Source organism: Pseudomonas sp. LjRoot277, assembly GCF_964253845.1.
GTDB lineage: Bacteria > Pseudomonadota > Gammaproteobacteria > Pseudomonadales > Pseudomonadaceae > Aquipseudomonas.
In genome coordinates, this window is sequence record NZ_CAXURI020000001.1 from 3,559,311 (window position 1) to 3,584,632 (window position 25,322).

A 25,322-nucleotide genomic window follows, 5' to 3' on the forward strand; every position below is an offset into this window, starting at 1 on the left:
GGTCGGTGGTGGGCGACGCCACGATGAGTGTGCCGACCCCGACCCTGTATGGTCGGTTGCGAGACGCTCTCAATTCTGTCCCGCCAGTTTCCTGGCAGGGGCAGGACAGCCTGAGAATCAGTCACCTTTGATTGGCACGACCTTGTCAGCTTTCATGGCTTCGGGCTTTTTCGGAAGCGAGATGCTCAGCACGCCCTTGCTGAAACTCGCGTCGATCTTCTCGGCATCGACTCCTTTGGGCAGGTTGAACACCCGTTCGAAGGAACCGTAGTGACGCTCGCTGAGGTGATAGCCCTTCCTTTTTTCTTCCTTGTCCTCTTTCTTTTCGCCTTTGATGATCAGGCTGCCGTTGGACAGTTTGATCTCAATGTTTTTCTGATCCATGCCGGGCAGTTCGGCAGTGATTTCGAAGCTTTTGTCTTTCTCGGTGATGTCCACGGCAGGCAGGCTGTGACCAATCAACTCCCGACGCCAGAGCGGCTCGACATCGAACAGCCCGCGACCGAATGGCGACAGCCCAGAGCCGCGATTGAAGTCTTCGAACAAGTGATCAACCTGCTGGCGGAGTTTTTCCAGGGGGCGCCAAAGGTCTGTTGCCACCGGATGCTGACTGGCTTTGTTGTCGCTATGAACCGGCACTTTTTTTTCGCTGTTGCTCATTTTGATTTCTCCTCTTGGGTGATAGAGATGGATCGCAAACACCCCGTTTGGCGGTCCACCACGACAGAACAAACACATGACACTGCCCCTACAACGCCAGTGTCCCGGACCACAGCATCCAGCCGGCGAAGGCTGCCGCCGTCCAGATAATGATCAACAGTCCCGTCTCGGGGCCGCTGAGCGGTTGCCCCTGACGAGCCTTCATGGTGGCCAGGTAAATCAACGAACCGGGGGCGTAGAGCAAAGCGCTGAGCAACATGTATTTAGGCCCGGCGGCATACAGCAGCCACAGGCAATACAGTGTGGCGATCGAGGCGATGGCCATGTCGCGTAGTTGCAGGGCGCGGTGGCCGGCATAGGTCTGGCCCTGCCAGGTCAGTTTCAGCGCATACAGCCCGCTGAACAGGTACGGCAGCAGAATCATCGAGGTGGCCAGGGAAATCAGCGCGAGGTAACTGGCGCTCGAGTACAGCGTCAGTAGCAGGAACAGTTGAATGCAGCTGTTGGTGATCCACAGCGCATTGGCCGGCACACCCTGGGTGTTTTCCACGGCCAGCGCGCCCGGCATGACCTTTTCCTTGGCCGGTGTGAACACCGATTCCGCCGCCAGCAGCGTCCAGGCGAGTAGGGCGCCCCCCACCGAAATGATCAAGCCAATGCTGATCAACACCGCGCCCCATGGCCCGGCTGCGGCCTGAAGCACGCCGGCCATCGAAGGATTTTTCAGTGCGGCCAGTTCAGGTTGTCTGAGAATGCCCAGCGAGAGTAACGACACTGCAATCAACAGCAACAGGGTGATGACAAAGCCGATGACCGTGGCGCGGCCGACATTGGCCCGCTCCGCTGCGCGGGCAGAGAACACATTGGCGCCCTCGATCCCGATAAACACCCAGACAGTCACCAACATGGTGCTTTTGACTTGATCGAGGGTGCTGCCCAGCGCGGGCGCCCCCCAGAAGTCGACACTGAAGGTTTCACGCTGGAAAGCCGCTATCACCACACCAATAAACAGCAGCAACGGCACGATCTTGGCCACCGTCGTCAACGCGTTGGCGCGCGCTGCCGTGTGCATGCCCCTGAGAATCATCCAGTGCAACGACCACAGCACCACGGACGCCCCGGCAATCGCAGCTTTGTTATTGCCTTCACCGAACAGGGGGAAGAAATAACTCAGCGCAGCGAACAAAATCACCAGGTAGCTGACGTTGCCGATCCAGGCGCTGATCCAGTAGCCCCAGGCTGAGTTGAAGCTGAGGTATTCGCCACCCAAGGCGCGGGCGTAGGCGAACACGCCGTTGTCCAGCGCCGGTTGGCGGTTGGACAAGGTCTGATAGACCAGCGCCAGCGACAGCATGCCGACGCCGGTGATCAGCCAACCAATCAGGATCGCCCCGGCACCCGCACTGACTGCCATGTTTTGCGGCAGGCTGAAAATGCCGCTGCCGATCATCGAACCGACCACCAGGGCAATCAGCAGGCTCAAGGACAGGCGCTTGGGTTCCACCTTTCGCAAACTGCCTGCAAGTGGGTGGGCAGTCGGCGGGACGACCGGTTGGGTGCCTTGCAGGTGCGTAGCCATGGGAGCCTCCACGAAACGAGAGTTTCTGCATCCATTGAATGTGATGGTGCGACTGCTGACTCTAATTTCTACGTGAACGTCCAAGGCCTGGTTGATTTAGATCAGAAAGAGGGCAAACACCCGGTTTGTCCGGGCACAGCCATGACCTCCGTTGTGTCCAACGCCTCAATTGTGGCGCCTCACCGGACACGAAAGACATTCGAGTCCTAAGCTCTACCTCGATGAGCGACAGATGTTTTTACAGCGAGGCATGCAAATCGCTTTTGAGGAACTCACTTCGATGCTCAGCAAATGGCTGGACCCCGTTCTATTACTGCTCACCGCTCTGGCGCTGCTGGCCGGCGGCGTTGCGTATGTTGCGCAAGAACCTGATTGGGCATCGATGTGCTGGGCCGCAGGCAGTCTGGTGATGTCCGCGGTCCTGCTCATTGAGATCGTCAGGCGCCTGGCCCGACGCGAGGCCGGTGTGGACCTGATCGCGCTGCTGTCGATCACTGCCGCCCTGGTCTTTGAGCAGACACTCGTGGCGGCGGTGATTGCCTTGATGCTGGCGACCGGACGAACCCTGGAGTTTTTCACCAAGCAACGCGCCGACCGCGAGCTTCGTGCGCTCATCGACCGGGCGCCACGTTTTGCCTGGTTGCAGGAGGAGGGTGGCTTGCGCCAGATCCCCGTTGAGCAGGTCCAGCTAAATCAAACATTGCTGGTGCGGTTGGGAGAGGTGATACCGGTCGATGGTCGCCTGCTGAGTCATGCGGCCATTCTCGACGAATCGGCGCTCAGTGGTGAGTCGTTGCCCGTAACCCGTCGAGAGGGCGAGCAACTGCCCAGTGGCGTATCCAATGTCGGTGCGCCCATCCTGCTATTCGCCACGCGAACGGCTGCGCAGAGTACCTATGCCGGCATAGTGCGGCTGGCTGAGGAAGCACGTCGTTCGCGCGCACCTTTCGTGCGCCTGGCCGACCGCTATGCATTGTTCTTCATCCCACTGACGTTGCTGATTGCCGGATTGGCCTGGCATTTGAGTGGTGATCCTTTGCGAGCGCTGGCGGTTCTGGTGGTGGCCACACCTTGCCCTTTGATTCTGGCTGTACCGATTGCCATCATGTCGGGGATTTCCAGGGCAGCGCGGCGCGGGATCCTGATCAAGGACGGCGTGACCCTGGAAGCGTTGGCCGGAATCAAGCAGGTGTTCCTCGACAAGACCGGCACGCTGACCAGCGGCCATGCGCGTCTGCAGTCGATAGAGGTCAACGGACTGGCCGATCCGCAGCGCCTGCTTGGCCTGGCCGCTTCACTGGCGCAGGCCTCGACGCATCCTATCTCCCAGGCAATTGTTGAAGCGGCGCATCAGCGTCAATTGCCTCTCAGCGTCCCGCAGGAAGTAGAAGAAAGCCCAGGCTCTGGACTTTGTGGGCATGTCGATGGCGTGCAGGTGCGTTTCGGCACGTTGTCTTTTGCTCACAAAGTCGCCCCTGGAACTGACTGGGTCGCCGCCATGCTACGGCACATGGATTACCTGGCGTGCAGTGGAAGCTTCATCGACGTGGATGGGAAACTCGCGGGCCTGCTGATTTTCTCGGACAACGTTCGGCGCGAAACTCCGCAGACTCTGCGTCGACTGCGCAATAGAGGTATCGAAAAGATCGTCATGCTAACCGGGGACCGCCTGGAAACCGCCGAGATGATTGCGCTGTCTGCCGGGATTGACGAGCTGCATGCCGGGTTGACCCCTGAGGATAAAGTGCGTGCGGTACAGCAAGGTTGCCTGCGCACTAGCACATTGATGGTTGGCGATGGCATCAACGACGCCCCCGCGCTGGCAGCGGCGAATGTCGGCGTGGCCATGGGGGCCAGCGGTGCCACTGCTTCTGCACAAGCCGCTGGTGTTGTGCTGCTGGTGGATCGTCTGGATCGTCTGGTCGAGGCGCTGGACATTGCCCGACGCACCCGCTACATCGCCCGCCAGGGTGTGCTGGTCGGCATGGGGATGTCGTTGCTGGCCATGGCGGTGGCGGCCCTCGGTTACCTGCCGCCGCTGATTGGCGCCGTGGTGCAGGAGGGCATCGACGTGGTGATCATCCTTAACGCCTTGCGGGCACTGGGGTCATCGTGGGAGCTGAGGAAACGAAAGCTTGCCGCAGAGCATATCGATCGCCTGCAAGATGAGCACCAGCAACTCTCCACCGTACTGAGCGATCTGCACCAACTGGCCAATGACTTTGCCCAGCGCCCACTTGCGCAAGCACAGACCGACTTGGTGCAACTGGTCAACAAGCTGCAAACATCACTGGCGCAGCATGAGCGGGAAGATGAAAACACACTGTACCCGCTGCTGACGCGAAGCATGCCGGGCGAGGACCCGATGTCGGCTATGAGCCACGCTCACCGGGAGATTTTTCGCCTTATCCATTTACTGACGCGCATGAGTAGCGACTTCAGTTCCGACCCCGCAACGGCACCTGCTGATGAGATTCAGCATCAGCTGATTCGTCTGGATACCCTCGTGCGACTGCACTTTGATCAGGAGGAGGAACTGTTTCGTTATCTGGATTGGCGCTAGAAAATTAAGTCCGGCAAAAGGGGATGAAATGAGTAAGACCGATGAGCGTGGCAAGCGTTGTATCGCTTCAGGCACGCACTGCCGGTTTTACGGTCCTTGTATTGGCGCAACTATTCAATGCACTGAGTGCCCGCTCGGAGTCGGCCAGTGCGTTCATCGGGTTGTTCGCTAACCGATGGCTGTGGGGCGCAATCGCGCTGGCATTGGTCTTGCGGATTGCAGATTGCAGATTGCAGTGGTGCACTGGTCACCACTCAACAAGGCTTTCGACACGAGTGCATTGACGCTGAGCCAGTGGGGACTGTGTTTGGCAATGGCTAGCGCAGTCTTCTGGTTTAGCGAGTTGCGCAAGCTGGGTATGCGTTTGCATCAGGGAAAAGCCGTCCTGCACCAGAAGCGGAGGATCTTCTAACGGTCAGTGTTAAAAGCGGCTTTTGATACAGCAAAAGCGGATTACTGACTATCCGGAGGCAGTTTCATTTTTGAACTCGACCTCGGCTCTTCACGTCAGCGTCGTGCTATCGGGAGGCCCAAAACAGGTGGAGTTAGGAGGCACTCACGACATATTCGCTCAAGCCAACGCATAATCATTTCGTCCATGCCCACTACTCCTAAGGTGCAGACGCACTAGGCAACTCGACCTCGAGAAGTTCTTTGATCGGGTCAATCACGATGTCCTGATGGCTTGCGTGGCGCGTCAAATCGAAGACAAGCGGGTGCTCAGACTGATCCGTCGCTATCTCGAAGCGGGAACGATGTCAGGCGGACTCGTCAGCCGACGGCAAGAAGGGACGCCGCAAGGCGGCCCGCTCTCGTCGTTGCTGTCGAATATCCTGCTCAACGAACTCGACCGCGAACTGGAGCGGCGGGGTCATCGCTTCGTGCGCTATGCCGACGACGCGAATATTTATGTGCGCAGTCGTCGCGCGGGTGAACGAGTGATGGTCAGTGTTGAGCGTTTCCTGACCCAGCGTCTGAAACTGACGCTCAACCGGGAAAAGAGCCGTGTGGTACGGCCTTGGGTCTGTGATTATCTGGGTTATGGGATGAGCTGGCATCAACAGCCGAGGCTAAGAGTGGCGGCGATGAGCCTGGGGCGCTTGCGCGACCGAGTCAGAGACCTGCTGCGCGGAGCGCGGGGTTGCAAGATGGCAACCGTCATCGTGCGATTAAACCCCGTGCTGCGGGGTTGGGCAGGCTATTTCAAGCTAAGTCAGAGCAAGCGGCCACTTGAGGAGTTGGATGGCTGGGTGCGTCGTAAGCTGCGCTGTGCCGTATTGCGTCAATGGAAACGGCCCTCAACAAGGGCTCGGAACTTGATACGTCTGGGGCTCAGCAGGCACCGCGCCTGCATATCCGCGTTCAACGGTCGTGGTCCATGGTGGAGCTCAGGAGCTGCACATTTGAATCACGCGCTACCGAAGAAGCTGTGGGATCGGCTTGGACTGGTCTCAATACTGGATACGATAACTCGGCTTAATCGCATAACTTGAACCGCCGTATACGGATCCGTACGTACGGTGGTGTGAGAGGACGGCGGCTGTGAAGCCGCCTCCTACTCGATCGAGAGCGTGCGGCGAACTAAACCACCGCGCCGAACAGCGATCCCACCAGCGCTGTAATACCCATTGCCAGTGCGCCCCAGAATGTCACCCGCCAGGCGCCGGTCAGGACCTTGGCCCCGCCTGCCTTGGCGGCAGTGGCGCCCAGTGTTCCAAGAAACACCAATGACATGACCGATATCCAGGGCCCGACGCTGTGCTGCGGCGCGAAAAAAGTCACGGCCAGAGGCAACGCGGCACCCACCACGAAGCTGGCGGCGGAGGCTAGGGCGGCCTGCAAGGGTTTGGCGGTGAGGGTGGCGCTGATGCCCAGCTCGTCCCGGGCGTGAGAGCCCAATGCGTCATGGGCCATCAATTGATCGGCCACTTGATGCGCCAGTTCGGGTGATACGCCGCGATGCATGTAGATGTTGGCGAGTTCGATGTGTTCGGCTTTCGGGTCGCTCGCCAGTTCTGCCCGTTCGCGGGACAGATCGGCCCGCTCGGTATCGGCCTGGGAGTGTACGGAAATGTACTCGCCTGCGGCCATGGACATGGCGCCGGCCATCAGCCCCGCCATACCGGTAACCAGCAACGTGGCGTGGCTGGCGTTGGCTGCCGCGACACCGATCAGCAGACTGGCGGTAGAGACAATCCCGTCGTTGGCGCCCAGGACGGCGGCGCGCAGCCAGCCGATACGATCGCTTCGGTGTGCCTCGGTGTGCCTGTGCATGAACTTCATTGTTTAACGGGACTCACTGTCATTAGCCGGTTCACATCGGACGGGTTTCAATCTGCGCCTGCAACTGGCCGCCGACAATGGATATTTCTTTGAACTGCTCACCCTCGCGCAGCACGAACAACGCGTCCATCCCGCGCTCCTGAGCCAGACGTGGGCCCTCGGTTTCGCCCAAGACCATCAGCGCCGTGGTCCAGGCATCGGCGAGCATGCACGAGGCCGCCACCACAGTGACGGCGGCGAGCGGGTTGCACAGCGGTGCGCCGGTGGCCGGGTTCATGGTATGAGCATAGGACTGACCGGCCACGTCGACCCAATGTCGATAGTCCCCGGAGGTCGCAATGGCGGCATCGCTAAGTTCCATCACGCCCATGACTTCACGCACGCCCCGGTTGGGCTTTTCCAAGGCCACGGCCCAGCACTGGCCGTCAGGTTTGACGCCCCGGGCGCGCATCTCGCCATCGATGCCAACCAGGTAGCGGGTGATGCCCAAACCCTCCAGGCAACGCGCCAGTTCATCCACGCCAAAACCTTTGGCGATGCCACTCAAATCAAGGTTCAACGGCACGCACTTGCGCACCTGATTGCGTTGCGGGTCAACCACCAACGCGGCGCTGGCTAACAGTCGGGCGCGCGGCAAAATCGTACTGATCGACTGCTCTGTGACCGTCTGCTCGCCAGGGCCGAACCCCCAGGCGTTAACCAGGTCACCGACAGCGATGTCGAAGGCGCCGCCGGATTGCTGACTGACACGCAGTGCAGCAGACAGCACCACGGCCAGTTCCTTGGGCACTGACACCCATTCCTGCTCTGGGGCGGCGTTGAGGTGGTTGAGGTCCGAGTCGGGTTTCCAGGTGGACATTTGCTGGTCCACCCGGGCCACGGCGCGCGCCAGGCGATGGCCAACTTCGTCGGTATCGATCCCGGCCCCGGCATAAAACAGGGCGGTGTAGCGGGTGCCCATGGTTTCGCCGTTCAGGCTGTAGCGCTGCAACTCAGTAGACGTCTTCACGGTAGCGTCCTTGTGCTTTGAGGGTCAGCACACTCAGGTTGAGAGGCGCCAACACTTCATCGAGGGCCTGCATCACGCCTTTGGCCATTTCGCGGCTGCCACACACCAGCACCTGAGCACCTTTTTCAATCAGCCGGCGCAAGGCCAGGGCATCGCCGATCAGCCGGTCTTGCACGTAGCTGCGGTCCTGAACCTGAGAGAAGGCGGCGCGCAATGCCGTGAGGCGTCGGTCCGACAAGTATTGGTTGAGCTCCGGTTCATAGAGAAAGTCCGAGGCCGGGTTGCGCCCGCCCCAATACAAGTGCATCGGGTGTCGGGCCTTGTTGTTGCGAATAAAACCGGCCAGAGGACCGATGCCGGTACCGGCGCCGATCAGGATCACTGGGTGCGTGCCCGATGCCGGACGAAATTGCGGGTTGGGCTGGATAAAAGCTTCGATCTGCGCGCCGATGTTCAGGCCATGAAGGAATTGCGAGCACATGCCACCGTTGTGTTTACGCACACAGATCTCCAGCACGCCGTCCTGCGAACCGCTGGCCAGCGAGTAGAAACGTGGAATCGGGCTGCCCGGTGGCACAATCCCGACCAGGTCACCGGCCAGAAAGCCCGGCAGCTCGCCGGGTGCTTTGAAGCGCAGTACGTGGGTCGGCGCATTCACCTGTTCGCCATAGGCAATGCGCTCTGTCAGCTCCAATTGATGCGTACACGGCTGCTGCGGGGTATGAACCAACGTCAGGTCCTGCCCCAGTACTTCGCCCAACGCGAGGCCCCAGCGCGCAAACTCCTGAGAGGATTGGCGGTTGACGGTTTCCAGCCCCAGTAACGGCGAGCCACCGGCCTGCAACATCGCATCCTGCACCTGATGGGCGTACTGACAGAACTGCGCAAACTGGCGGTCGCCCAAGCCCAGCACAGCAAAGGGCAGGCCGGGTTTGAGGCCGGTTTTGGCCAGCCGCGCCAGGAACTGCGAAGCCGAGGCCGGTGCATCGCCGTCACCGTGGGTCGCGGTGAGGATGAACACCCGTTGGGCATTGCGGTAATCGCCCACCCATTCATTCATCGCCGCGCTATGCACCTGATGGCCACTCTGGTGCAAGGCGTCGTGCAAGGTTTTGGCAAAGCCCCAGGTGCTGTTGTTTTCACTGCCCACCAGAATCACGCTGTCGGCGGAGTGGGCAGGGCTGTTGTGGCGGATGTTCGGGCCAGCCTTGCGGCGGCGCCACCACAACAGGATGCCGGTCACGCTCATCAACGGCACGCAGAGGGCGCAGAGCCCCAGCGGCAGGCCCAGCCACCAGAGGCCTTCGCCGGTGTGCAGCTGATAGATCCATTCGTAGAGGTTGTGCATCGAGTCGTGAGCTTGATAGGACAACAAGGTGCCGCTGGCCTGATCCACGTAGCCGTCACCCTGGGCCGTGCGCAGGGAAAACACATCGTGCGGGTTGCCGGGGCTCGGGAAGACCAGCTCGCGCAGGTCATTCAAGTCGGTGGCCTGCAAGGCTTGCAGGTTCGCCACCGGCAAGGCCGGGCCGGCGCTGACGTGGGCGGGGAAGGCGGGTTCACGTTGACTGCCGTCGGCGATAAAACCAAAGGTGGTGGCGGACATGTAGAGCCCGCTCAATGCCGACAGCAGCAGCCCGAGCAATGCCAGTCGCCCGACTTCAGCATGCCAGCGCTGACTGAAGGTGCCCCGCAGTGGCCGCAGCAGGTTGCGCCAGCCACCCAGGCGCCGGGCCAGCAATAGCGCGCCGGACACTGACAGCATCAGCATGAACAGCGCGCCGACACCCGATACCCCATGGCCGGGCGTGCCAAGGAACAGCGAGCGGTGCAGGTCTTTCACCCAACGTGAGAACGCGGATGGCTCGTAGGGCGTGAGGCCTTGGCCGGTCAGCGGGTCGACCTTTTCGGCGCCGGCCTGACCGTTCTGGTTGTAGTAGACGATGATCGTCCCGGACGCTGTGCGCTGGATCTGCTCCACGCCCGGGAAGTGATTGGCCACACGCCCGGCCAATTGGCCGGCGTTGAGTTGCCCGGCCATGGTGGCGGTGCTGTGCAAGCGTTCCAGGGCCGGGTCGACAGACAGCATCGCGCCGCTGAGGGCCAACAACATGACCAACAGGGCGGCGATCAGGCCAGGTAGAGAATGGAACTGGCGAAGCATGTTCAGCCTCCAGAAATGGCAGGTGCTACAGATCGTAAGTAAAGGAGTCGACGTAGGTGCTGCCGGTCGCCGGCTTGCCTGCGCCCTTGGACGTCAGGGGCACGCTGACATCGGCGCGGGCGTCACGTTTGTCCTCGACGGCGCTGTCGATGCGGATCTGATACCCGGCATCAATCAGAGTGTCTGCCAGTTCGACGCTGACTTTGAGCGTGCGCCCACTGCCGACACTGGCGCCGCTGACCCCGTCAAACTCGCTCTGGCTCATTGCGCTGCCACGGGCCCAGTCGCCCAGGTGCTTGTAGTACTTGGCCTTCTTGCCGGCCACCCAGAGGGTTTTCTGGTATTGGCCATTGGCGTCGGTGACGTAGATCGCCAGGTAGGCATCATTGCCGCTGTAGTCCTTGAGCTGTGTGGTCAAGGTCACTTCACGGGCCTGGGCCAACCCCGGCAGGGCAATGGCGCCGGCGAGGCAGGTTGCTGCGATGATCTTTTTCATGGGAGTGTCCTTTTGATCGTTAGGTCGAGAGCCTGGACCTGCTTGCTGACAGCAACCTGAAGGCAGGAAAAACGCGTCGACAGATAGGGCGTCATTCGGTGAGCGGGCTGCCGAGGTAATCCCTGGCATCGCCGTCGTCCCGGAAATGGATCTCGAGTGTGTGCAGGCGCAGCGATGCCGGTGAATAGCTGGCTTCGATGGCATTGCCTTTGCGGTCCAAGCCCTTGAGCTCGTAACAACCGTCGTCGACCTTGATGCGCTGTACGCTCCAGCCGTATTGCCGCTCTACCTGCTGACGCAAGGTTTCGCGCGGTTGCCAGTCGCTCACCGGGTCGCGGCAGTCGTCATCGGCCGGGGCGTAACCGCTGAGCAGCAGGCTCAACAGCGCGGCATTGGCAATAAAACCTGATTTCATGATCTGTCTCCTGCCGAGGTCGGCGTCTGTGGCATACCCTAAAGTGCATTCCTGACAATCAGCTGAATCTTCAGATTCACGTCAGGTAAGGCGATTAAGGTGCTGCATGACAACCATCACAGGAGGTGCCAGATGCGGGTTTTATTGGTCGAGGACGCACCAGGCTTGGGGGAGGCGGTGCGCGAACAGATCGCCGATGATGGTCACGCAGTCGATTGGGTGCAGCGCCTGGACCATGCGCGCAACAGCGTGCGCACCACGCCTTACGACCTGATCCTGCTGGACCTGATGCTCCCGGACGGTCGCGGGCTGGATTTTTTGCGTCAGCAACGCTCGGCAGGGGACGTGACCCCGGTGATTATCCTGACTGCCCAGGATCAGATTTCCGAACGCATCGCTGGCCTCAACGCGGGCGCCGACGACTACCTGGTCAAACCGTTCGACCTGTTTGAGCTTTCGGCCCGTGTGGCGGCGGTGGCTCGGCGCTATAGCGGCAACCCCAATCCGCAGATCAGGCTCGGTGATTTGCAGGTCGACATGAGTGCCCGTACGGTGCAGCGAGCCGGTGCGACGGTGGACCTCACGGCGCGGGAGTGGGCGCTGTTCGAGGCGTTTGTGCAGCGCCCCAGCGCGCTGCTGTCCAAGTCGCAGCTTGAAGAGCGGCTGTATGCCTTCGGCGCCGAAATCGAGAGCAATACCATCGAGGTCTATATCAGCCGTCTGCGTAAAAAACTCGGGCGCGACCTGATTGAAACCGTGCGCGGCATGGGCTACCGGTTGATGTCCGCATGAAGCCGTCATCAAGCCTGCAAAAACGTCTCGGCCTGGGATTAACGTTAGGCACGACCTTACTTTGGCTGGCGGCGACCGTCGGCGCCTGGCTGGTGGTGCAACATGAATTGAACGAGGCGTTCGACAGTGCGCTGGAAGAGACCGCGCAGCGCATCCTGCCCCTGGCCGTGCTGGAAATCAGCAACCGGGAAAAACCTCGTGAGGCACAACATGTCGCCACCCTCAAAATGCACAAGGAATACCTGACCTATCTGGTGCGTGATGCCAAGGGCGAGATCCTGATGCAGTCCCACGACGCCAATCCGAAGATCTTCAATCAACAACCGGCCGAAGGCTTTTCAACCACTAAAAAATACCGTCTGTACGGCGCCAGTGCGCTGCGTGAGACGGTGTTCATCGAAATCGCCGAACCTCTTGAGCATCGCCGTGAAGCCGCGCGGGAAGCTTTGCTTGCCTTGTTGTTGCCGTTATTGGCGTTGATTCCCATCAGCCTGTTTGGCACCTGGATGTTTGTGCGCATCAGCCTGCGCAGTGTATTGGCCTATCGTCGTGCCGTGGAGGCTCGCGGCGTGGGTGATCTGTCGCCGATCAACGTGGCGCGATTGCCGGCGGAAGTCGCCCCACTGGCCGAGGCGGTCAATCATCTGCTGGAGCGCTTGCGCAAGGCCTTGGAGACCGAGCGCAGCTTTACTGCCAACAGCGCCCATGAACTGCGCACGCCACTGGCCGCGACGCTGGCGCAGATCCAGCGTTTGCGTCACGAAGCGCCTGAAGGCCCGTTGCGGTTACGGGCGGCTAAAATCGAAAATTCATTGCGCGAGCTGACGCGGCTCTCGGAAAAACTCATGCAGCTGGCCAAGGCCGAGGGGGGTGGGTTGTTGTCCGAAACGCCCCAGGACCTCATTCCGTTGCTGGCCCATGTGGTCGATGAGTGGAACCACAGCAGTGGGCACCGGATCGAGTTGCACCTGCCAACCCAGACGAGTGTGTACTCGGCGATTGATCCGGACGCCTTTGCAATCCTGTTGCGCAACCTGATCGAGAATGCGCTCAAGTATGGCGCCGCGGATCAACCGGTCGAAGTCAGCCTCACCGACCAGGCGCTGCTGCGGGTGGTCAATGGTGGCCCGCCGGTGCCCGAGCCGGTGTTGCTGCGGCTCACCGAGCGCTTTGTGCGGGGCAACAGTGAAACCAGCGGTTCAGGGTTGGGGTTGGCGATTGCCAAAACCATTGTGCAGGGAGTCAACGCGAGAATACGGCTGGTATCGCCGGCATCAGGTCGAGCGGAAGGATTCGAAGTCTGCGTCTGGTTTCCGCTCGCGTCGACTGTCAAAGGCTGAGGGCATGCTTCGAATACGTACACTTCAAGCGCCACTTTCTAGGGGCTGGGATTCTCGCCGGTACAAGAATTAGAATGCTCGGCACTTGGCCGGGCTGTGTGTCGAAGAGGTCTGACTGGACGTCGTGAGTAACTGGGTCAGCATTGAAAGTGGTACGCAAAGTTGAACATCGTGTTTCTGGTCGTGGGTCTCGATAGTCCGGTCGGGCCCAGAACCTCCCGCTTCAATTGGCCGCCGAGTCGGCTGACAGCGAGGGCGCTCAGGTTGCGATGTAGAGGGGGCGTCTTACCTTCGCTGTTCATGGCCAGTTAAGCCTTTGGGCTAGGTCGGTGATCAGTCATTAGGTACTTCCATGGCCTCATGAAGGAGTCTGACGACCTCGATCACGTCGTCGTTTGCCACACGATAGAACACCATTTGGCGTGGTTTTTTGACCTTTCCACTGGGGTGTTTGGCCTGCTGGCGTGCTTGATCGCCGAACTGCGTCTTGGAGAGCCTGAGGATGTCGACAATGTCGGTGCGCGCCGCGCCGGAACCCGATACTGCGGCATGCTCAATGTTTCTCTCTCGCGAGGATGGTTGCCTTCAGGCTCAAGCCCTCGAGGCTCCAGATCCCCTCCGTTCAACTGAGTAAAGCGCCCGTGCTCAAGATCCATGATGCCGATTGCGGTCGCCTAACGCAGGGCCTCAATTTTGGCGGTGTCTTCGGCGGCGCGCTGTTCCAATAGCCGCAAACCTTCTCGCATCACTTCGTTGGCATTCTGATAACGGCCGGACTGCACCAGGTCATGGATAACCTGTTCCTGGTGAGGGGTGAGCACAACGTTTCGCGTCGCCATAATTAGCTCCAGTTCTGGGCAAACAGGTTTTTTCGACCATTGGCAATTTATGCCATTTTGCCCAGGAGCACATAGCTTGAGAGCTGTATCTGACGAACTGGGTCGTACGGGTTCATCCGCCGCGCCGAACAGCGTGTGCTGCTCCGGACTGCATGTGCACAGAGTCCAAAAAAGGTGTTGCAGGCGGGACGTCGGGGACAGCTTGATTAGTGTGGGCCTTGGGCCCTCAGCTTGGCCAAGCCCTGCTTGATGTGTCCGGCGTTCTCACCGATCGTGTGAAGCGCGCCGCGGACGTTGTCGCCAGTCTCGGCATGGCCTTGGCTCTCAACCAATACGGTCAGCGCCATCAGCGCAGCCTCCAGGGCGAGTTGGTTGTGATCCAGGCGTTCAAGAACATCGGGGAGAGAGTATTCGGGGGAGGGCATAGCTTCGACTCCATTCGAGAGAGTGGGGAGCTTAGCCGCGGGAATGGCTGACAACAAAAAGCCCGCGTATTGCGGGCTCTCTGTATGGGGTCAAATCCTTTTGTCCGTTCAATCTGCGCTCCGTTCTGTGAGCACTTCGTGAAAAGCATGTCGCTGGAACGAAAAAACCTGGCACTTATCCGGGCTCTCTGTCGATGGGCCAAATCCTTTTGGCTGACCGCAATGTGCTTGGTGGGTGTGACAAAGGCATGACACGGCGGATACGAAAGCGCGGGCAAAAGCCCGCGTAAGGCGGGCCTCTCGATATAAGTTGTCCGTTCCTTCTTCCATACTTCGATGTCTCGAAGTCAGTTTTGATCAGAGAAGGAACATGCACCTGGGGGCTACGAATATGCCTCTCAAGCACTCGATGATTACCCCATCATCTTCGAGCCTCCAGGTGCGCTTGCGCCCTTTAACGAATACTCAGGGAAAGCCCGACACGGCTCTCTATATCGCTTTCGCTGGACGCAAGCATGCATGTCCCTGCATGTACTTTAGCGCCTGTGGAGGTGGTTGATGCAAACGCTCCTGTCTCAGAAATTCACTGCTTATGTCGGAATAGATTGGGCAGATACCAAGCACGACGTGTGTTTGCAGGTCGCGGGGGAAGCCCGGCGGCACTTCTCTGTCATCGACCACACGCCCCACTCGATTGATCGTTGGGCGAGATCGTTGTTTGAGCGTTACGGTGCTCCGATTGCGATTGCGCTTGAACTCAACAAGGGCCCGTTGGTGGCGGCCCTGCAAAAATACGAGTTTTTTTGCCTGTTTCCGATTAATCCGAGCACCTTGGCCAAGCACCGCCAAACCTTTGTCCGTAGCGGAGCCAAGGATGATCCGACCGATGCTCAATGGGCGCTTGAGTTGTTGCTCACTTATCCCCAACGGTTTCCCCAGTTGAGGCCGCAAAGCCCTGCCATGCGTATGTTGGCCAGCCTGACGGAACATCGGCGCGCACTGGTCGACGAGCGAGTGAAGGTGGGCAACCGCTTGATCTGCACGCTCAAACAGTACTATCCATTGGCCTTGGAACTGTTTAACGATCATGACACGGTGGTGTTCTGTGATTTTCTGATGCGCTGGCCCACGTTTGAACACATCAAGCGTTCTCGCCAGAGTGCCTTTCTCAAGTTCTTTAACGAACACAACGCTCGTCACCCTCAACTCAATCAAGCGCGCTGGGAAATCATCACCCAAGCGATGCCTTTGACGCAGGATCCGGGGGTAATACGTCCTTCGCAGTTGTACGCGACAGCCTTGGCGTCGCAACTCAAAGGGCTTATTGCAACCATCAAGGATTTTGATCGCGAGATCGGAGAAACGGCCAACAGCTTGGCCGATTACCCGATCTTCAAGGCACTGCCTGGTGCCGGGCAACATCTAGCACCGCGCCTGATGGTGGCTTTTGGTGAGCAGCGTGACCGATTTAGCGACGCCAGTGCGGTGCAGCGATATGCCGGAATCGCACCGGTTACCCAGCGTAGCGGCAAGAAGACAGTCGTGTATTGGCGCTACCAATGCTCAACCTTTTTGCGTCAGACCGTTGTCGAATGGGCCGCTCACAGCATCACTCAATCAAGGTGGGCCGGGGCTTATTATCGGCAGCAGCGGGCTAAAGGCTGCTCATACCAAGCGGCCCTGAGGGCACTCGCTTTCAAGTGGATCAGAATCGTCTATCGGTGCTGGAAAACCAGCAGCGTCTATGACGAAAAGGCTTACCTGCAGGTCTTAATACGCCGGGGATCAACATTGATAGAGGCACCGGTGGAGGAAGCTTCGGGTTGACGGAGAGGCTCAGGGCATGATGAGGATTGATCGGTTATCGGTTAAACCGCTCAACCAATGAGTACTGCGTGGACGCGGTCTTGGTCAGTTCCTTATTCAGATCTGCCGATTGGTGCGCCTGTTCCGAGGTTTGATCGGCCAAGTGGGCGATCGTGGTGATGTTTCGGCTGATTTCCTCGGCGACGGCAGTTTGCTCTTCAGTGGCCGCGGCAATCTGGGTGGTCATGTCGGTGATGTGGGAGACCGCTTCGCTGATGCCCACCAATGCCTTGTCTGCCTCAAGTACCCAGGTCACACCTTCTTGGGCCTGACGATGACCGCTCTCCATGGTCTGCACGGCATTGTTGGACGACGTCTGGAGCTTGGTGATCAGGTCATGGATCTGGGTGGTGGATTGCGAGGTGCGTTGGGCCAGTTGGCGAACCTCATCGGCCACGACAGCGAAACCCCTGCCCATGTCGCCGGCGCGCGCTGCTTCGATGGCGGCATTCAGTGCCAGCAGATTGGTCTGATCGGCGATTCCTTTGATCACGTCAACGACTGTCCCTATTTCGTTGCTGTCCCTGGCCAGCTGTGCAACTGTCAGACTTGTCTCGCCGACAACGGCGGAGAGGCGCTCGATAGCCTCTCGGGTGTCTCGGGCCACATCTCGGCCGCGACTGGTCAGCAGGTTAGCTTGTTGGGTGGCATCAGCCGTGCGCTGGACGTGGCTGGCGACTTCCTGGGTGGTCGCAGCCATCTGGTTGACCGCGGCAGACACCTGTTCGGTTTCGACGCGCTGGCGATCAAGGCCTTTTGAGCTGTCAGTGGCAAGTACGTCGGATTGTCCCGCCAGCTCGCTGAGTTGCTCGGCGGTGTCTTGCAGGCGCGTCAGGCAAGTCTTCAGGCGCGATGTCTGGCTGACGAAGGCGGTTTCCAGGCGGGCTTGTGGTCCGCGCGCATCGCTGTACATCTGAGCGATTAGTGAGTCGGAGGTAGAGGGCTCAGCCATGTACAGCAGGCGCAAAGTTCCTCGCATCTGCCAGCGTGAAGAGAGCAAGCCGATCGGCACGGCTATGCCTACGGCCACGGCAATCGCCACGGGCGCGCTGAAGAACAAGCCGCTCATGGTACCCGCCAGTCCCATGGCTAAGTACGGCAAGCAATCTAGCAGGGCAGGTTGCCAAGCGTCTTGGCGGGGGATGGCCGGCTTTCCCTGGCTGATGCGCTTATACAGGGATTCGGCACGGCGAATCTGATCAGTCGTCGGTTTGACTCTGACCGATTCAAAGCCCACCACCTGGCTGCCTTCAAATATCGGTGTGACGTACGCGTTGACCCAGTAGTGATCGCCATTTCTAGAACGGTTCTTGACGATACCCATCCACGGGCGGCCTTGCTTGAGAGCACCCCACATATGGGCAAATACGGCAGGGGGTACGTCAGGATGGCGAACGATATTTTGGGGGGCGCCAATCAGATCGGCTCTATCAAAACCACTGATCTCTACGAAGGCGTCATTGCAGTACGTAATAACTCCTCGATCATTTGTTGTCGAGATGAGTTTCTGCTGAGGTGCGAGTGAAATCTCACGCTGCGTAACTGGCTGATTATTTCTCATTCCGATTGCTCCTTGGTTCCTTTAAGAGGCCATCGGCTAGTACTTGAAAAAAGTTAGCGTCTTTTTTCTAAAAAGCTCTTTTATAACAATGAGTTGCATTTAAATTTTTGAACTATTTTGGATCCGAATTGCTCGTGTGGATATGGCCTTGATTTTGATTGAAAAAACTCGTCTGTAGACTTAAAGAGGCAAGCTTTTTCTTATCAACAAGCAGTCAGCCTGCCATCGCAATTCTCAGCGCTACCGCAGCCTCAAGCAGCTTATTCGCCTGGTTCGAGACCTCCGTCGCCAAGACATCATTTCCAGCGTCCTTCAGCATTGTTGCCAAATCGAGCAGTTTCCCTACCTCGATCTCAACGACGCGAACGGATTCGGTTATTTGGTATTGAAGTGAGTGCGCCATGCCATCAAGCCTCGTTCCAGATCGGCTAGGGGCATGTCCCCTAAATATCCCCGTCAGGCCAACTACCCATCTCTGGATCATGAGCAATTCTTCCTGCCTTCACCTTATCTGCATGTGCAATCAGCCGGTCTGCCAGCCGGTGCAGCATTTCGATCTTTTGCATCGCTACCTTCAACTCGATCTCGCTGCACTGCTTTGCTGCCCCGAGTAACTCATGAGCGGCCTCCTCTAGAGCGCGCGAAGCGGATTTCAGGTCGCGGCACAGTTCTTGATTCGGTTTGGTGAGGGCCATGTTGACCTCAGTCTATTGACTCGGGATTTAGGACAGAGATCTCGGCCGACCGGATGTTAAGTCTTGCTTCGTCAGCTTTAAAAATAGTGATCAGGTGATGGATAGCCTGGGCATCGATCTCATTGCCGGCGAGAGTCAGCCGCTCAGCGATACGCTTTAGCTCCACCGCGGACCATTTAAGATCGGAGGCGATACCTTGAAGGTCACGCCTGAGTTGCTGATTGGGTTTGGTAAGTGCCATCTAGCCCCCTTGCAAATTTACGTCGCACCAGTTGAATCGTGCCTACTTAATGGAAAGTCACAACCCTGCGACTTTCGCCAATCCTGATCCGATCCAGGGCCCGGTTTAACGCATCCAGGCATCGAGGAGGGCTTTCGTCTCGGCCTCTCGACCATCTCCCCAAAGGCGCTCAGCCATTTTGTTCCGGGCCTGGATAGATCTTTCAATGTCTGCAGCGGTTGCTGTAGTGGTGTCTGCCGCGCGCTTCTTTGGCATGGTCAGAACTTCTGCAGCGCCCGCACGACGACGCCCACGAGCCTTCTGACTCGCGCCGATGATGCGCTTTACCAAGCCAAGCGCATCGGGCGCAATCGAGTGAACTGAAAAATAGCCTATATCGATTATTTATCTAGATGGATTGGGTTATTTGGCGTCACTGCCAGGGCGGCCCAGATATCTCTGACTCGGAGCGGGGCTTTCTGCCCGACTAGCTTTCCCTTGTTCCAAGGTTGATAGTTATAGGTCGCAATGGTGTTCAAGGCTTGTCTTCCACGTTGAGTGAGAGCAAGGGTGGGTAAGTGCGAAGCGGGCTTGCGCTGGTTCCGCGCTTTCATTGCCCGATGGGTTGATTGTATCGATCCTGGATGCGCTCCAGCTCGCCCGAGTGGCGCAGTTGCTCCAGGGCGTTGGCCCAGGACGCTACCAGTTCGTCTTCACAGTCGCGGCTGAAGGCGATGTACAGCGATGAACGATAGAGCTCGATGGGGATCTGTCGCAGCGTGCCGGGGGCGATGTTCAACTGGCGGCTGTAGTAAGCCACCCCCGCAGCGGTGTCGCCTATGATGATGTCGGTGCGCCCGGCTAGTAGCATGCGATAGAGCTGCAGGCTCTCGGTGGCACTTTTTTTGAGGTTGTTGAAGCCCCGCGACTGCAGAATCTCGGGTATTAGTCCGGCATGTCTCGTCGTGATCTGTGGGGCGTGCAGTAGCTGCTCTAAGGAATTCACCGGCTGCTGCGCATTGGCTAACTGATAGGGGTGAATGGACTCTTCCACGATCGGTCCGACCCACTTGTATAACGGTTCGCGCTCCGCCGTGCGGAATAAGGAATACATTATGGTCTTGGGCCGGGCCTTCAATGCGCGGGTGCTTCGCATACTGGGCAGCAGCACCACCTCAAAGTCATCCCCGGTCAGCACCATTATGCCCCGAACGATCTCCGTGGCCATGCCGGTGAGCTGATTGTTCTCCTGGAAGTTGTACGGCGCCCACTCTTCAGTAACGACCTGATACTGCTCGGCCCTGACGGGAGTGCCGAGTAATAGACAGAACAGTGCGGCAGTAGGTATCGAATGTTTCACGTGTTCTGCCTAGTGGGCTGTGCGGTGATCAAGGGTGGATCTGGCTAAAAGGGCGATCCAGTATAGACCCTGACACACGTCAAACGCCTGATGCAGTCCCGTAAACCGTCAACACGGTGATTGATACATACTAACCAGCACGCATGGCGCAGGATTTACAAGAGCGTTTAGCGGATTGCCTCTTATCGGTATTGGTTCGGACAAGTAGTGACTGTCCATTTATGGCCCGACAACTGCCCGCCACGATAGGCAGCAAATGGCCAGACGCTGACGCTCGCCGGTATCTGCTGGCCCTCTACCGCTTCAGGTCTGACCCTGCGACGCTTTACTACAGAGTCCGGCCATGCTGATAGAATCGGTCAGGTCATAGATAGCGCCCTTCTGAGAAATGGTATGAATACAGAATTGACGGAAGAAGAGATGCGCCGGGCGCTATTCGGTGATTCTGAGTCCCCTGCGCCGGCAATTCACTCAGACGTGCAAGGCTCCGTCTCGGATGTCGTAATCGTGCAACCGTTAAAGGCAGCGAAGAAAAAGAAAGTCTCAAAAGGCTTCACGCCCAGGCTGAGAGTCACGCTGCGGGTGGGAAATGAATTTGAAGGCAAGATGCACGAGATGGTACATGTGGCCGATACGCTGAGTTCTCTAGTTGCAGAGCAAGAAGCTACCAAGACGGCCAGAAAAAAATTCAGGTTTGTGGAAGTGGTGTCGGTCAAGTCGATGTAAGTGGGCACTCTCACTTGGCTCGCTTGCCTGGCATGAACTGCATTCGGTTACCGCGGGTCACCCGACCGGTTTGTGTCGATTGAAGCCTCAAACATTAGGGTACGGTAGTCGTATCGCGGAATGGCTTTAACACCATCACTCCATCCAACATCTCAATGTTTAACTGGTCGCCAGCCCCAAGCCCCATAGCTGACGGTGGCGACAGGCAGAAATGGTCCCGTAACGATCACTCCTCATGGGGCGACAGGAGCGCAGCTCATTGAACTGGTCGGCGTTCGGGCTTGGCTACGAGGCGGGTCAATTCTCCAAGAGTTGCGGACGGCCAGGAGCGTAATTCGGTTGGAGGCCGCGCCTCGTACCTCGCCGGGTTGTTGCAAAGCCTAGTGCACAGCCACCGACCCCGCCCTCGATGGCCGGGGCGGGTTAGGGGCGACTTTCTTATTTTCTTTTGCATGTCCAGGTAGTCCTTGAACCAAGGAGCGACCTATTTCTGTGTGAGTGACAGATTCATTACAGAAACCATATATACACCGCCGCAGATATTTGAAGAGGCCCGGAAGGCGATTTACCTGGTTGACGCCATAATATAGGGCTTTCATTGAAGGTCGTCGGCGAGTCCAATCGCTTTAATGGATTAATCTGGCGTTGACTCTTTACCTTGCATGCGGAAAATCATATATTCGTTAAACCGCATATGAGCTGAGGTTTCACAATGACCAGCAAAGCCCGTGCCCTGTTCGTCTGTACAGCCAACGCTGCCCGCTCTCAGTTGGCCCAAGCGTTGCTGAGGCATACCGACTCAGAGCATTTCGAGGCGTTCAGCGCCGGCACAACTCCGACTCAGGTAGATCCGCGCACCTTTGAGGCGCTTTCACACAGCGGTGTGAGTACTGAAGGGTTACATAGCAAGTCGATAGACGAGTTCCGTGGTGAGCGTTTCGATTACGTCATCACCTTGTGTGATAAAGCCGCAGCGGAATGCCTGTCTTTACCTGGAGCCGGTGAGGCATTGGCCTGGAGTTTTGAGGACCCGGTCACCAGCACCAAACCCGATGCCTTCCGTCACACCCTTCACGAAATTCATGAGCGCATCAAGATGTTCGTCTTGGTCAAAAACAAACACCGAGAAACGATATGGCTGACCATCTGACACCGACCACTGTTTTCAAATGCCTGGCTGACGACACTCGGGTCCGCACGATGATGCTCATCACCCGTGAAGGAGAGCTTTGTGTTTGCGAGCTGACCTGCGCGTTGAACGAGAGTCAGCCAAAAATCTCCAGGCACCTGGCGCAACTGCGTACTTGCGGCCTGTTGTCGGACCGTCGGCAAGGCCAATGGGTGTATTACCGACTGCACCCGAACCTCCCTGACTGGGTTCATCAAGTACTGACCACCGTGCTGGAAAGCAACAAGCATTGGTTGAGCCCAGACGCCAAACGCCTTGATGAAATGGGTGACCGTCCTGAAAGGGCAGCCGTGTGCTGTGAAAGCAAAATCGCCTGATTCCGCCTTCGACCACGAGATCGCTCGATGAAAATCCTGTTCCTCTGCACTGCCAATAGCTGTCGCAGCATCCTCTGTGAAGCGGTCTTCAATCACTTGGCACCGAAAGGCATGAAAGCCTACAGCGCGGGCAGTCAGCCCAAAGGTGAAGTGCATCCGCTGAGTCTCAAGACTTTGGAAAACGCTGGTATGTCGAGTCTCGGGCTGTTCAGTAAGTCCAGCGATGTCCATGTGAACTTGGTTCCTGATTTCGTCATCACGGTGTGCGACAAGGCAGCCGGTGAAGCCTGCCCGGTATTTTTCGGACCGGCCACCAAGGCCCACTGGGGGCTGGCTGACCCTTCGGAATACCACGGAACTCAAGAAGAGATCGAGGCGGCTTTTGAAGCCACGTTGGAGCAGATCAGAACCCGTATTGAAGCCTTCCTGGCATTACCGCTTTCGCAACTGAGTGCCGAACAGCTCAAGGCAGAGCTGGCCCTGATTGGCACGCTGTAACCACAGGAGCAATGATCATGAGTAAAAGCCGCCTTTCCTTCCTGGACCGATACCTGACCCTGTGGATTTTTCTCGCCATGGCCTTGGGCATCGGTTTGGGGAGTCTGTTCGAAGGCTGGCCGCAGTGGCTCAACAGCCTTTCCGTGGGCACCACCAACATACCCATCGCTATCGGCTTGATCGTGATGATGTATCCGCCTCTGGCCAAGGTTCGTTATGAGGAACTGCCGGAAGTCTTCAAGGACAAGCGCATCCTCGTTTTGTCTTTGGTCCAGAACTGGGTCATCGGCCCGGTGTTGATGTTCGCACTGGCGATCATCTTCTTGCGGGACCAGCCGGAATACATGACCGGCCTGATCCTGATCGGCTTAGCTCGTTGCATCGCGATGGTGCTGGTCTGGAATCAGATCGCGGGTGGCAACAATCAGTACGTCGCTGGGCTGGTGGCGTTCAACAGCATCTTCCAGATCCTGTTTTTCAGCGTGTATGCCTGGATCTTTCTGGGGCTATTGCCGCCGCTGTTCGGGCTGGAAGGCAGTGTGATTGAGACCAGCTTTGTCAGCATTGCCGAGTCGGTTCTGATCTACCTGGGTGTGCCATTCCTAGCAGGCTTCCTGACCCGCAAGATCCTCATCGCCCAAAAAGGTGAAGCTTGGTTCCACGAGCGCTGCATTCCGAAGATCAGCCCGCTGACGCTGGTGGCACTGCTGTTGACCATCGTGGCCATGTTCAGCCTTAAGGGCGACGTGGTGCTGCAATTGCCATTGGACGTATTGCGCATCGCGATCCCTCTGACGATCTACTTCGTGGTGATGTTCTTCATCAGCTTCTGGATGGGCAAGCTGCTCAAGGCTGACTATCCGCGCACCACCGCATTGGCTTTCACAGCCGCAAGCAACAACTTCGAACTGGCGATTGCCGTGGCCATTGCCACCTTTGGCCTGGCTTCCCCGGTCGCCTTTGCCACGGTGATTGGTCCGCTGGTGGAAGTACCGGTACTGATTTCTCTGGTCGGTGTGGCCCTTTGGTTGAAACGCCGCTGGTTCGATGAATCCAAGAGCGCCGTTGCGCAGGACAAAGACTATGTTTGATGACCATATCCCTCAACTCGATACCGAACTGGTTGATCTCCCATCGGCTGACAAGCTAGGCATTGAGAAGACCTCCATCCACAAGCCGCGCATTTTGCTGCTGTACGGATCAACCCGTGAGCGCTCCTTCAGTCGCCTGATGGTCGAAGAGGCCGCTCGACTGCTGGAACACTTCGGCGCCGAGGCGCGGATTTTCAATCCGTCAGGCCTGCCGCTGCCGGATGACGCCCCTGACGATCATCCACGTGTGAAGGAACTGCGCGAGCTGATGCTGTGGTCCGAGGGGCAGGTCTGGTGCTCTCCGGAACGTCACGGTTCCATGAGCGCGGTCTTCAAGGCTCAGATCGACTGGGTGCCGCTGGCCATGGGCGCGGTACGCCCGACCCAGGGCAAAACCCTCGCGGTCATGCAGGTGTGCGGTGGCTCGCAGTCGTTCAACGTGGTCAATCAGCTGCGAGTGCTGGGACGTTGGATGCGCATGTTCACCATCCCCAACCAATCCTCCGTGCCGAAGGCCTATATGGAATTCGACGACAACGGCCGGATGAAACCTTCTCCGCTCTACGACCGCGTCGTTGATGTGATGGAAGAGTTGGTGAAATTCACGCTGCTGCTTCGCGACCGTCAGGACTATCTGGTCGATCGTTACTCCGAGCGCAAGGAGTCGGCGGAAGAACTCATGAAACGTGTCAATCAGCGCTCCATCTGAGGATTTTTCACCGTGCAACAACACCCTTATTCCGTACTGCCCCTGGCACAGTTCAATGGCCAATTGATCTTCACCCCTTGCCCAGGCACGAAGGGCACCAGGCCTTTCGAGGCATTGCAAACCCTGAAAGATGCGGGGGCCTCGGCGTTGCTGACGCTGATGCCGTCCGAGGAGTTGCTTCAAAACGAGATCGACCTGCTGCCCGAAGAGTGCCAGATGCTTGGCATCGAGTGGTTTCACCTGCCAGTAGAAGATGATCAGGCTCCTGGCGAAGCATTTAAAGCCGCATGGGAGCAGCACCATCCGCGACTCAAGCAATTGCTGACCGAAGGGAAAACCATCGCCATCCATTGCAAGGGCGGCTCGGGCCGTACCGGTTTGGTCGCCGCTCAACTGTTGATCGAGAGCGGTGTGCCCTTCAGCGATGCCATCCGCGATGTTCAGTCGTTGCGTCCGCGTGCCATTCAGCATCCTGCCCACATTGAATACATCGGCCAGTTTGACACTCAGTCGAACTCCCACTGA

Annotated in this window: 26 protein-coding genes and 5 pseudogenes; 14 read left to right on the plus strand and 17 right to left on the minus strand. The window is 58.2% G+C overall.

From position 1 onward, the window contains the following. Window positions 1-117 precede the first annotated feature (117 nt). Both ACSQ87_RS16770 and arcD read right to left on the minus strand, forming a co-directional pair. The gene (locus ACSQ87_RS16770) at window positions 118-660 is read right to left on the minus strand and encodes an Hsp20/alpha crystallin family protein (protein ID WP_095128422.1); all 543 of its coding nucleotides are present in this window, start codon (window positions 658-660) and stop codon (window positions 118-120) included. Between the two features lie 88 nt (window positions 661-748). After that, window positions 749-2,239 (minus strand): arginine-ornithine antiporter, encoded by a 1,491-nt coding sequence (arcD, locus tag ACSQ87_RS16775; RefSeq protein WP_436273843.1) that lies wholly within the window; start codon window positions 2,237-2,239, stop codon window positions 749-751. Window positions 2,240-2,519: 280 nt separating this feature from the next. On the opposite strand from arcD, the gene ACSQ87_RS16780 reads away from it, so the two are divergent. The 4 genes and pseudogenes from ACSQ87_RS16780 to ACSQ87_RS16795 all read left to right on the plus strand — a co-directional run. Continuing rightward, window positions 2,520-4,802 (plus strand): heavy metal translocating P-type ATPase, encoded by a 2,283-nt coding sequence (locus ACSQ87_RS16780; RefSeq protein WP_436273844.1) that lies wholly within the window; start codon window positions 2,520-2,522, stop codon window positions 4,800-4,802. Between the two features lie 41 nt (window positions 4,803-4,843). Further along, window positions 4,844-5,086, plus strand: a complete 243-nt coding sequence (locus tag ACSQ87_RS16785; RefSeq protein ID WP_436273845.1) for a cation transporting ATPase C-terminal domain-containing protein — start codon at window positions 4,844-4,846, stop codon at window positions 5,084-5,086. After that, window positions 4,978-5,214, plus strand: coding sequence for a cation transporting ATPase C-terminal domain-containing protein (locus ACSQ87_RS16790; protein WP_436273846.1), 237 nt, complete (start codon window positions 4,978-4,980; stop codon window positions 5,212-5,214). The genes ACSQ87_RS16785 and ACSQ87_RS16790 overlap by 109 nt, the downstream gene beginning before the upstream one ends. 220 nt (window positions 5,215-5,434) lie before the next feature. Beyond that, a pseudogene (locus tag ACSQ87_RS16795) lies at window positions 5,435-6,295 on the plus strand (reverse transcriptase domain-containing protein); the annotation flags it as partial. Window positions 6,296-6,383: 88 nt separating this feature from the next. Here the strand turns inward: ACSQ87_RS16795 and ACSQ87_RS16800 are convergent. From ACSQ87_RS16800 to ACSQ87_RS16820, 5 genes are all read right to left on the minus strand, one after another. Then, a complete protein-coding gene (locus tag ACSQ87_RS16800; RefSeq protein ID WP_436273847.1) occupies window positions 6,384-7,085 on the minus strand; it encodes a VIT1/CCC1 transporter family protein in 702 nt (233 codons plus the stop codon). A 31-nt stretch (window positions 7,086-7,116) separates the two neighbouring features. After that, window positions 7,117-8,094, minus strand: coding sequence for an FAD:protein FMN transferase (locus tag ACSQ87_RS16805; RefSeq protein WP_436273848.1), 978 nt, complete (start codon window positions 8,092-8,094; stop codon window positions 7,117-7,119). Next, window positions 8,078-10,258, minus strand: a complete 2,181-nt coding sequence (locus ACSQ87_RS16810; protein ID WP_436273849.1) for a PepSY domain-containing protein — start codon at window positions 10,256-10,258, stop codon at window positions 8,078-8,080. Before ACSQ87_RS16810 ends, ACSQ87_RS16805 begins: the two co-directional genes overlap by 17 nt. A gap of 25 nt (window positions 10,259-10,283) precedes the next feature. Next, window positions 10,284-10,754: a DUF2271 domain-containing protein gene (locus ACSQ87_RS16815; RefSeq protein WP_436273850.1), complete on the minus strand. Its 471-nt coding sequence runs from the start codon at window positions 10,752-10,754 to the stop codon at window positions 10,284-10,286. Window positions 10,755-10,845: 91 nt separating this feature from the next. After that, window positions 10,846-11,169 (minus strand): PepSY domain-containing protein, encoded by a 324-nt coding sequence (locus ACSQ87_RS16820; RefSeq protein WP_436273851.1) that lies wholly within the window; start codon window positions 11,167-11,169, stop codon window positions 10,846-10,848. A gap of 132 nt (window positions 11,170-11,301) precedes the next feature. Between ACSQ87_RS16820 and ACSQ87_RS16825 the strand changes: the two genes are divergently transcribed. Continuing rightward, window positions 11,302-11,961, plus strand: a complete 660-nt coding sequence (locus tag ACSQ87_RS16825; RefSeq protein ID WP_046046664.1) for a response regulator transcription factor — start codon at window positions 11,302-11,304, stop codon at window positions 11,959-11,961. Continuing rightward, entirely contained in the window at window positions 11,958-13,301 is a 1,344-nt protein-coding gene (locus tag ACSQ87_RS16830; protein ID WP_436273852.1) for a sensor histidine kinase, read from the plus strand. Before ACSQ87_RS16825 ends, ACSQ87_RS16830 begins: the two co-directional genes overlap by 4 nt. 333 nt (window positions 13,302-13,634) lie before the next feature. Here the strand turns inward: ACSQ87_RS16830 and ACSQ87_RS16835 are convergent. From ACSQ87_RS16835 to ACSQ87_RS16845, 3 genes and pseudogenes are all read right to left on the minus strand, one after another. Then, window positions 13,635-13,852, minus strand: a pseudogene (locus ACSQ87_RS16835) (hypothetical protein). A 12-nt stretch (window positions 13,853-13,864) separates the two neighbouring features. Next, window positions 13,865-14,140: pseudogene (locus tag ACSQ87_RS16840) on the minus strand (type II toxin-antitoxin system ParD family antitoxin); the annotation flags it as partial. A gap of 206 nt (window positions 14,141-14,346) precedes the next feature. Further along, window positions 14,347-14,565, minus strand: a complete 219-nt coding sequence (locus ACSQ87_RS16845; protein WP_436273853.1) for a hypothetical protein — start codon at window positions 14,563-14,565, stop codon at window positions 14,347-14,349. A gap of 558 nt (window positions 14,566-15,123) precedes the next feature. On the opposite strand from ACSQ87_RS16845, the gene ACSQ87_RS16850 reads away from it, so the two are divergent. Next, complete coding sequence (locus tag ACSQ87_RS16850; protein WP_436273854.1) at window positions 15,124-16,392, plus strand: IS110 family transposase; 1,269 nt, start codon at window positions 15,124-15,126, stop codon at window positions 16,390-16,392. A 34-nt stretch (window positions 16,393-16,426) separates the two neighbouring features. On the opposite strand, the gene ACSQ87_RS16855 is transcribed toward ACSQ87_RS16850, so the two are convergent. From ACSQ87_RS16855 to ACSQ87_RS16885, 7 genes and pseudogenes are all read right to left on the minus strand, one after another. Beyond that, the gene (locus ACSQ87_RS16855) at window positions 16,427-17,992 is read right to left on the minus strand and encodes a methyl-accepting chemotaxis protein (RefSeq protein WP_436273855.1); all 1,566 of its coding nucleotides are present in this window, start codon (window positions 17,990-17,992) and stop codon (window positions 16,427-16,429) included. Window positions 17,993-18,206: 214 nt separating this feature from the next. Next, the gene (locus ACSQ87_RS16860; RefSeq protein WP_436273856.1) at window positions 18,207-18,395 is read right to left on the minus strand and encodes a hypothetical protein; all 189 of its coding nucleotides are present in this window, start codon (window positions 18,393-18,395) and stop codon (window positions 18,207-18,209) included. A gap of 40 nt (window positions 18,396-18,435) precedes the next feature. Continuing rightward, complete coding sequence (locus ACSQ87_RS16865) at window positions 18,436-18,687, minus strand: hypothetical protein (RefSeq protein WP_436273857.1); 252 nt, start codon at window positions 18,685-18,687, stop codon at window positions 18,436-18,438. Between the two features lie 7 nt (window positions 18,688-18,694). After that, window positions 18,695-18,928 (minus strand): hypothetical protein, encoded by a 234-nt coding sequence (locus ACSQ87_RS16870; protein ID WP_436273858.1) that lies wholly within the window; start codon window positions 18,926-18,928, stop codon window positions 18,695-18,697. 46 nt (window positions 18,929-18,974) lie between these two features. Continuing rightward, window positions 18,975-19,183, minus strand: a pseudogene (locus ACSQ87_RS16875) (hypothetical protein). Window positions 19,184-19,353: 170 nt separating this feature from the next. After that, a pseudogene (locus tag ACSQ87_RS16880) lies at window positions 19,354-19,446 on the minus strand (integrase); the annotation flags it as partial. 71 nt (window positions 19,447-19,517) lie between these two features. Beyond that, window positions 19,518-20,267 (minus strand): substrate-binding periplasmic protein, encoded by a 750-nt coding sequence (locus tag ACSQ87_RS16885; protein ID WP_436273859.1) that lies wholly within the window; start codon window positions 20,265-20,267, stop codon window positions 19,518-19,520. A gap of 393 nt (window positions 20,268-20,660) precedes the next feature. On the opposite strand from ACSQ87_RS16885, the gene ACSQ87_RS16890 reads away from it, so the two are divergent. The 7 genes from ACSQ87_RS16890 to ACSQ87_RS16920 all read left to right on the plus strand — a co-directional run bounded on the left by ACSQ87_RS16890 (window position 20,661) and on the right by ACSQ87_RS16920 (window position 25,322). After that, window positions 20,661-20,993, plus strand: coding sequence for a hypothetical protein (locus ACSQ87_RS16890; protein WP_436273860.1), 333 nt, complete (start codon window positions 20,661-20,663; stop codon window positions 20,991-20,993). Between the two features lie 712 nt (window positions 20,994-21,705). After that, window positions 21,706-22,143, plus strand: coding sequence for an arsenate reductase ArsC (locus tag ACSQ87_RS16895; protein ID WP_436273861.1), 438 nt, complete (start codon window positions 21,706-21,708; stop codon window positions 22,141-22,143). Further along, the gene (locus tag ACSQ87_RS16900; RefSeq protein ID WP_010455862.1) at window positions 22,128-22,499 is read left to right on the plus strand and encodes a metalloregulator ArsR/SmtB family transcription factor; all 372 of its coding nucleotides are present in this window, start codon (window positions 22,128-22,130) and stop codon (window positions 22,497-22,499) included. The genes ACSQ87_RS16895 and ACSQ87_RS16900 overlap by 16 nt, the downstream gene beginning before the upstream one ends. 27 nt (window positions 22,500-22,526) lie before the next feature. Beyond that, window positions 22,527-22,997 carry an arsenate reductase ArsC gene (locus tag ACSQ87_RS16905; protein WP_436273862.1) on the plus strand — a complete coding sequence of 157 codons (471 nt, stop codon included), beginning with the start codon at window positions 22,527-22,529 and terminating at the stop codon, window positions 22,995-22,997. 17 nt (window positions 22,998-23,014) lie between these two features. Next, complete coding sequence (arsB, locus tag ACSQ87_RS16910) at window positions 23,015-24,088, plus strand: ACR3 family arsenite efflux transporter (RefSeq protein WP_436273863.1); 1,074 nt, start codon at window positions 23,015-23,017, stop codon at window positions 24,086-24,088. Beyond that, entirely contained in the window at window positions 24,081-24,797 is a 717-nt protein-coding gene (gene arsH, locus ACSQ87_RS16915; RefSeq protein WP_436273864.1) for an arsenical resistance protein ArsH, read from the plus strand. Before arsB ends, arsH begins: the two co-directional genes overlap by 8 nt. Window positions 24,798-24,809: 12 nt before the next feature. Then, the gene (locus ACSQ87_RS16920) at window positions 24,810-25,322 is read left to right on the plus strand and encodes a cyclin-dependent kinase inhibitor 3 family protein (protein WP_436273865.1); all 513 of its coding nucleotides are present in this window, start codon (window positions 24,810-24,812) and stop codon (window positions 25,320-25,322) included.

Excerpts from the sequence above, each read along its gene's own strand:
- ACSQ87_RS16815 (WP_436273850.1), bottom strand. The coding sequence starts at position 10,754 with ATGAAAAAGATCATCGCAGCAACCTGCCTCGCCGGCGCCATTGCCCTG.
- ACSQ87_RS16830 (WP_436273852.1), top strand. The coding sequence starts at position 11,958 with ATGAAGCCGTCATCAAGCCTGCAAAAACGTCTCGGCCTGGGATTAACG.
- ACSQ87_RS16895 (WP_436273861.1), top strand. The coding sequence starts at position 21,706 with ATGACCAGCAAAGCCCGTGCCCTGTTCGTCTGTACAGCCAACGCTGCC.
- ACSQ87_RS16825 (WP_046046664.1), top strand. The coding sequence starts at position 11,302 with ATGCGGGTTTTATTGGTCGAGGACGCACCAGGCTTGGGGGAGGCGGTG.
- ACSQ87_RS16865 (WP_436273857.1), bottom strand. The coding sequence starts at position 18,687 with ATGGCCCTCACCAAACCGAATCAAGAACTGTGCCGCGACCTGAAATCC.
- ACSQ87_RS16770 (WP_095128422.1), bottom strand. The coding sequence starts at position 660 with ATGAGCAACAGCGAAAAAAAAGTGCCGGTTCATAGCGACAACAAAGCC.
- arsH (WP_436273864.1), top strand. The coding sequence starts at position 24,081 with ATGTTTGATGACCATATCCCTCAACTCGATACCGAACTGGTTGATCTC.
- arsB (WP_436273863.1), top strand. The coding sequence starts at position 23,015 with ATGAGTAAAAGCCGCCTTTCCTTCCTGGACCGATACCTGACCCTGTGG.
- ACSQ87_RS16860 (WP_436273856.1), bottom strand. The coding sequence starts at position 18,395 with ATGGCGCACTCACTTCAATACCAAATAACCGAATCCGTTCGCGTCGTT.
- ACSQ87_RS16870 (WP_436273858.1), bottom strand. The coding sequence starts at position 18,928 with ATGGCACTTACCAAACCCAATCAGCAACTCAGGCGTGACCTTCAAGGT.
- ACSQ87_RS16900 (WP_010455862.1), top strand. The coding sequence starts at position 22,128 with ATGGCTGACCATCTGACACCGACCACTGTTTTCAAATGCCTGGCTGAC.
- ACSQ87_RS16890 (WP_436273860.1), top strand. The coding sequence starts at position 20,661 with ATGAATACAGAATTGACGGAAGAAGAGATGCGCCGGGCGCTATTCGGT.
- ACSQ87_RS16850 (WP_436273854.1), top strand. The coding sequence starts at position 15,124 with ATGCAAACGCTCCTGTCTCAGAAATTCACTGCTTATGTCGGAATAGAT.
- ACSQ87_RS16780 (WP_436273844.1), top strand. The coding sequence starts at position 2,520 with ATGCTCAGCAAATGGCTGGACCCCGTTCTATTACTGCTCACCGCTCTG.
- ACSQ87_RS16820 (WP_436273851.1), bottom strand. The coding sequence starts at position 11,169 with ATGAAATCAGGTTTTATTGCCAATGCCGCGCTGTTGAGCCTGCTGCTC.
- ACSQ87_RS16855 (WP_436273855.1), bottom strand. The coding sequence starts at position 17,992 with ATGAGAAATAATCAGCCAGTTACGCAGCGTGAGATTTCACTCGCACCT.
- arcD (WP_436273843.1), bottom strand. The coding sequence starts at position 2,239 with ATGGCTACGCACCTGCAAGGCACCCAACCGGTCGTCCCGCCGACTGCC.
- ACSQ87_RS16810 (WP_436273849.1), bottom strand. The coding sequence starts at position 10,258 with ATGCTTCGCCAGTTCCATTCTCTACCTGGCCTGATCGCCGCCCTGTTG.
- ACSQ87_RS16800 (WP_436273847.1), bottom strand. The coding sequence starts at position 7,085 with ATGAAGTTCATGCACAGGCACACCGAGGCACACCGAAGCGATCGTATC.
- ACSQ87_RS16790 (WP_436273846.1), top strand. The coding sequence starts at position 4,978 with ATGGCTGTGGGGCGCAATCGCGCTGGCATTGGTCTTGCGGATTGCAGA.
- ACSQ87_RS16905 (WP_436273862.1), top strand. The coding sequence starts at position 22,527 with ATGAAAATCCTGTTCCTCTGCACTGCCAATAGCTGTCGCAGCATCCTC.
- ACSQ87_RS16845 (WP_436273853.1), bottom strand. The coding sequence starts at position 14,565 with ATGCCCTCCCCCGAATACTCTCTCCCCGATGTTCTTGAACGCCTGGAT.
- ACSQ87_RS16785 (WP_436273845.1), top strand. The coding sequence starts at position 4,844 with ATGAGCGTGGCAAGCGTTGTATCGCTTCAGGCACGCACTGCCGGTTTT.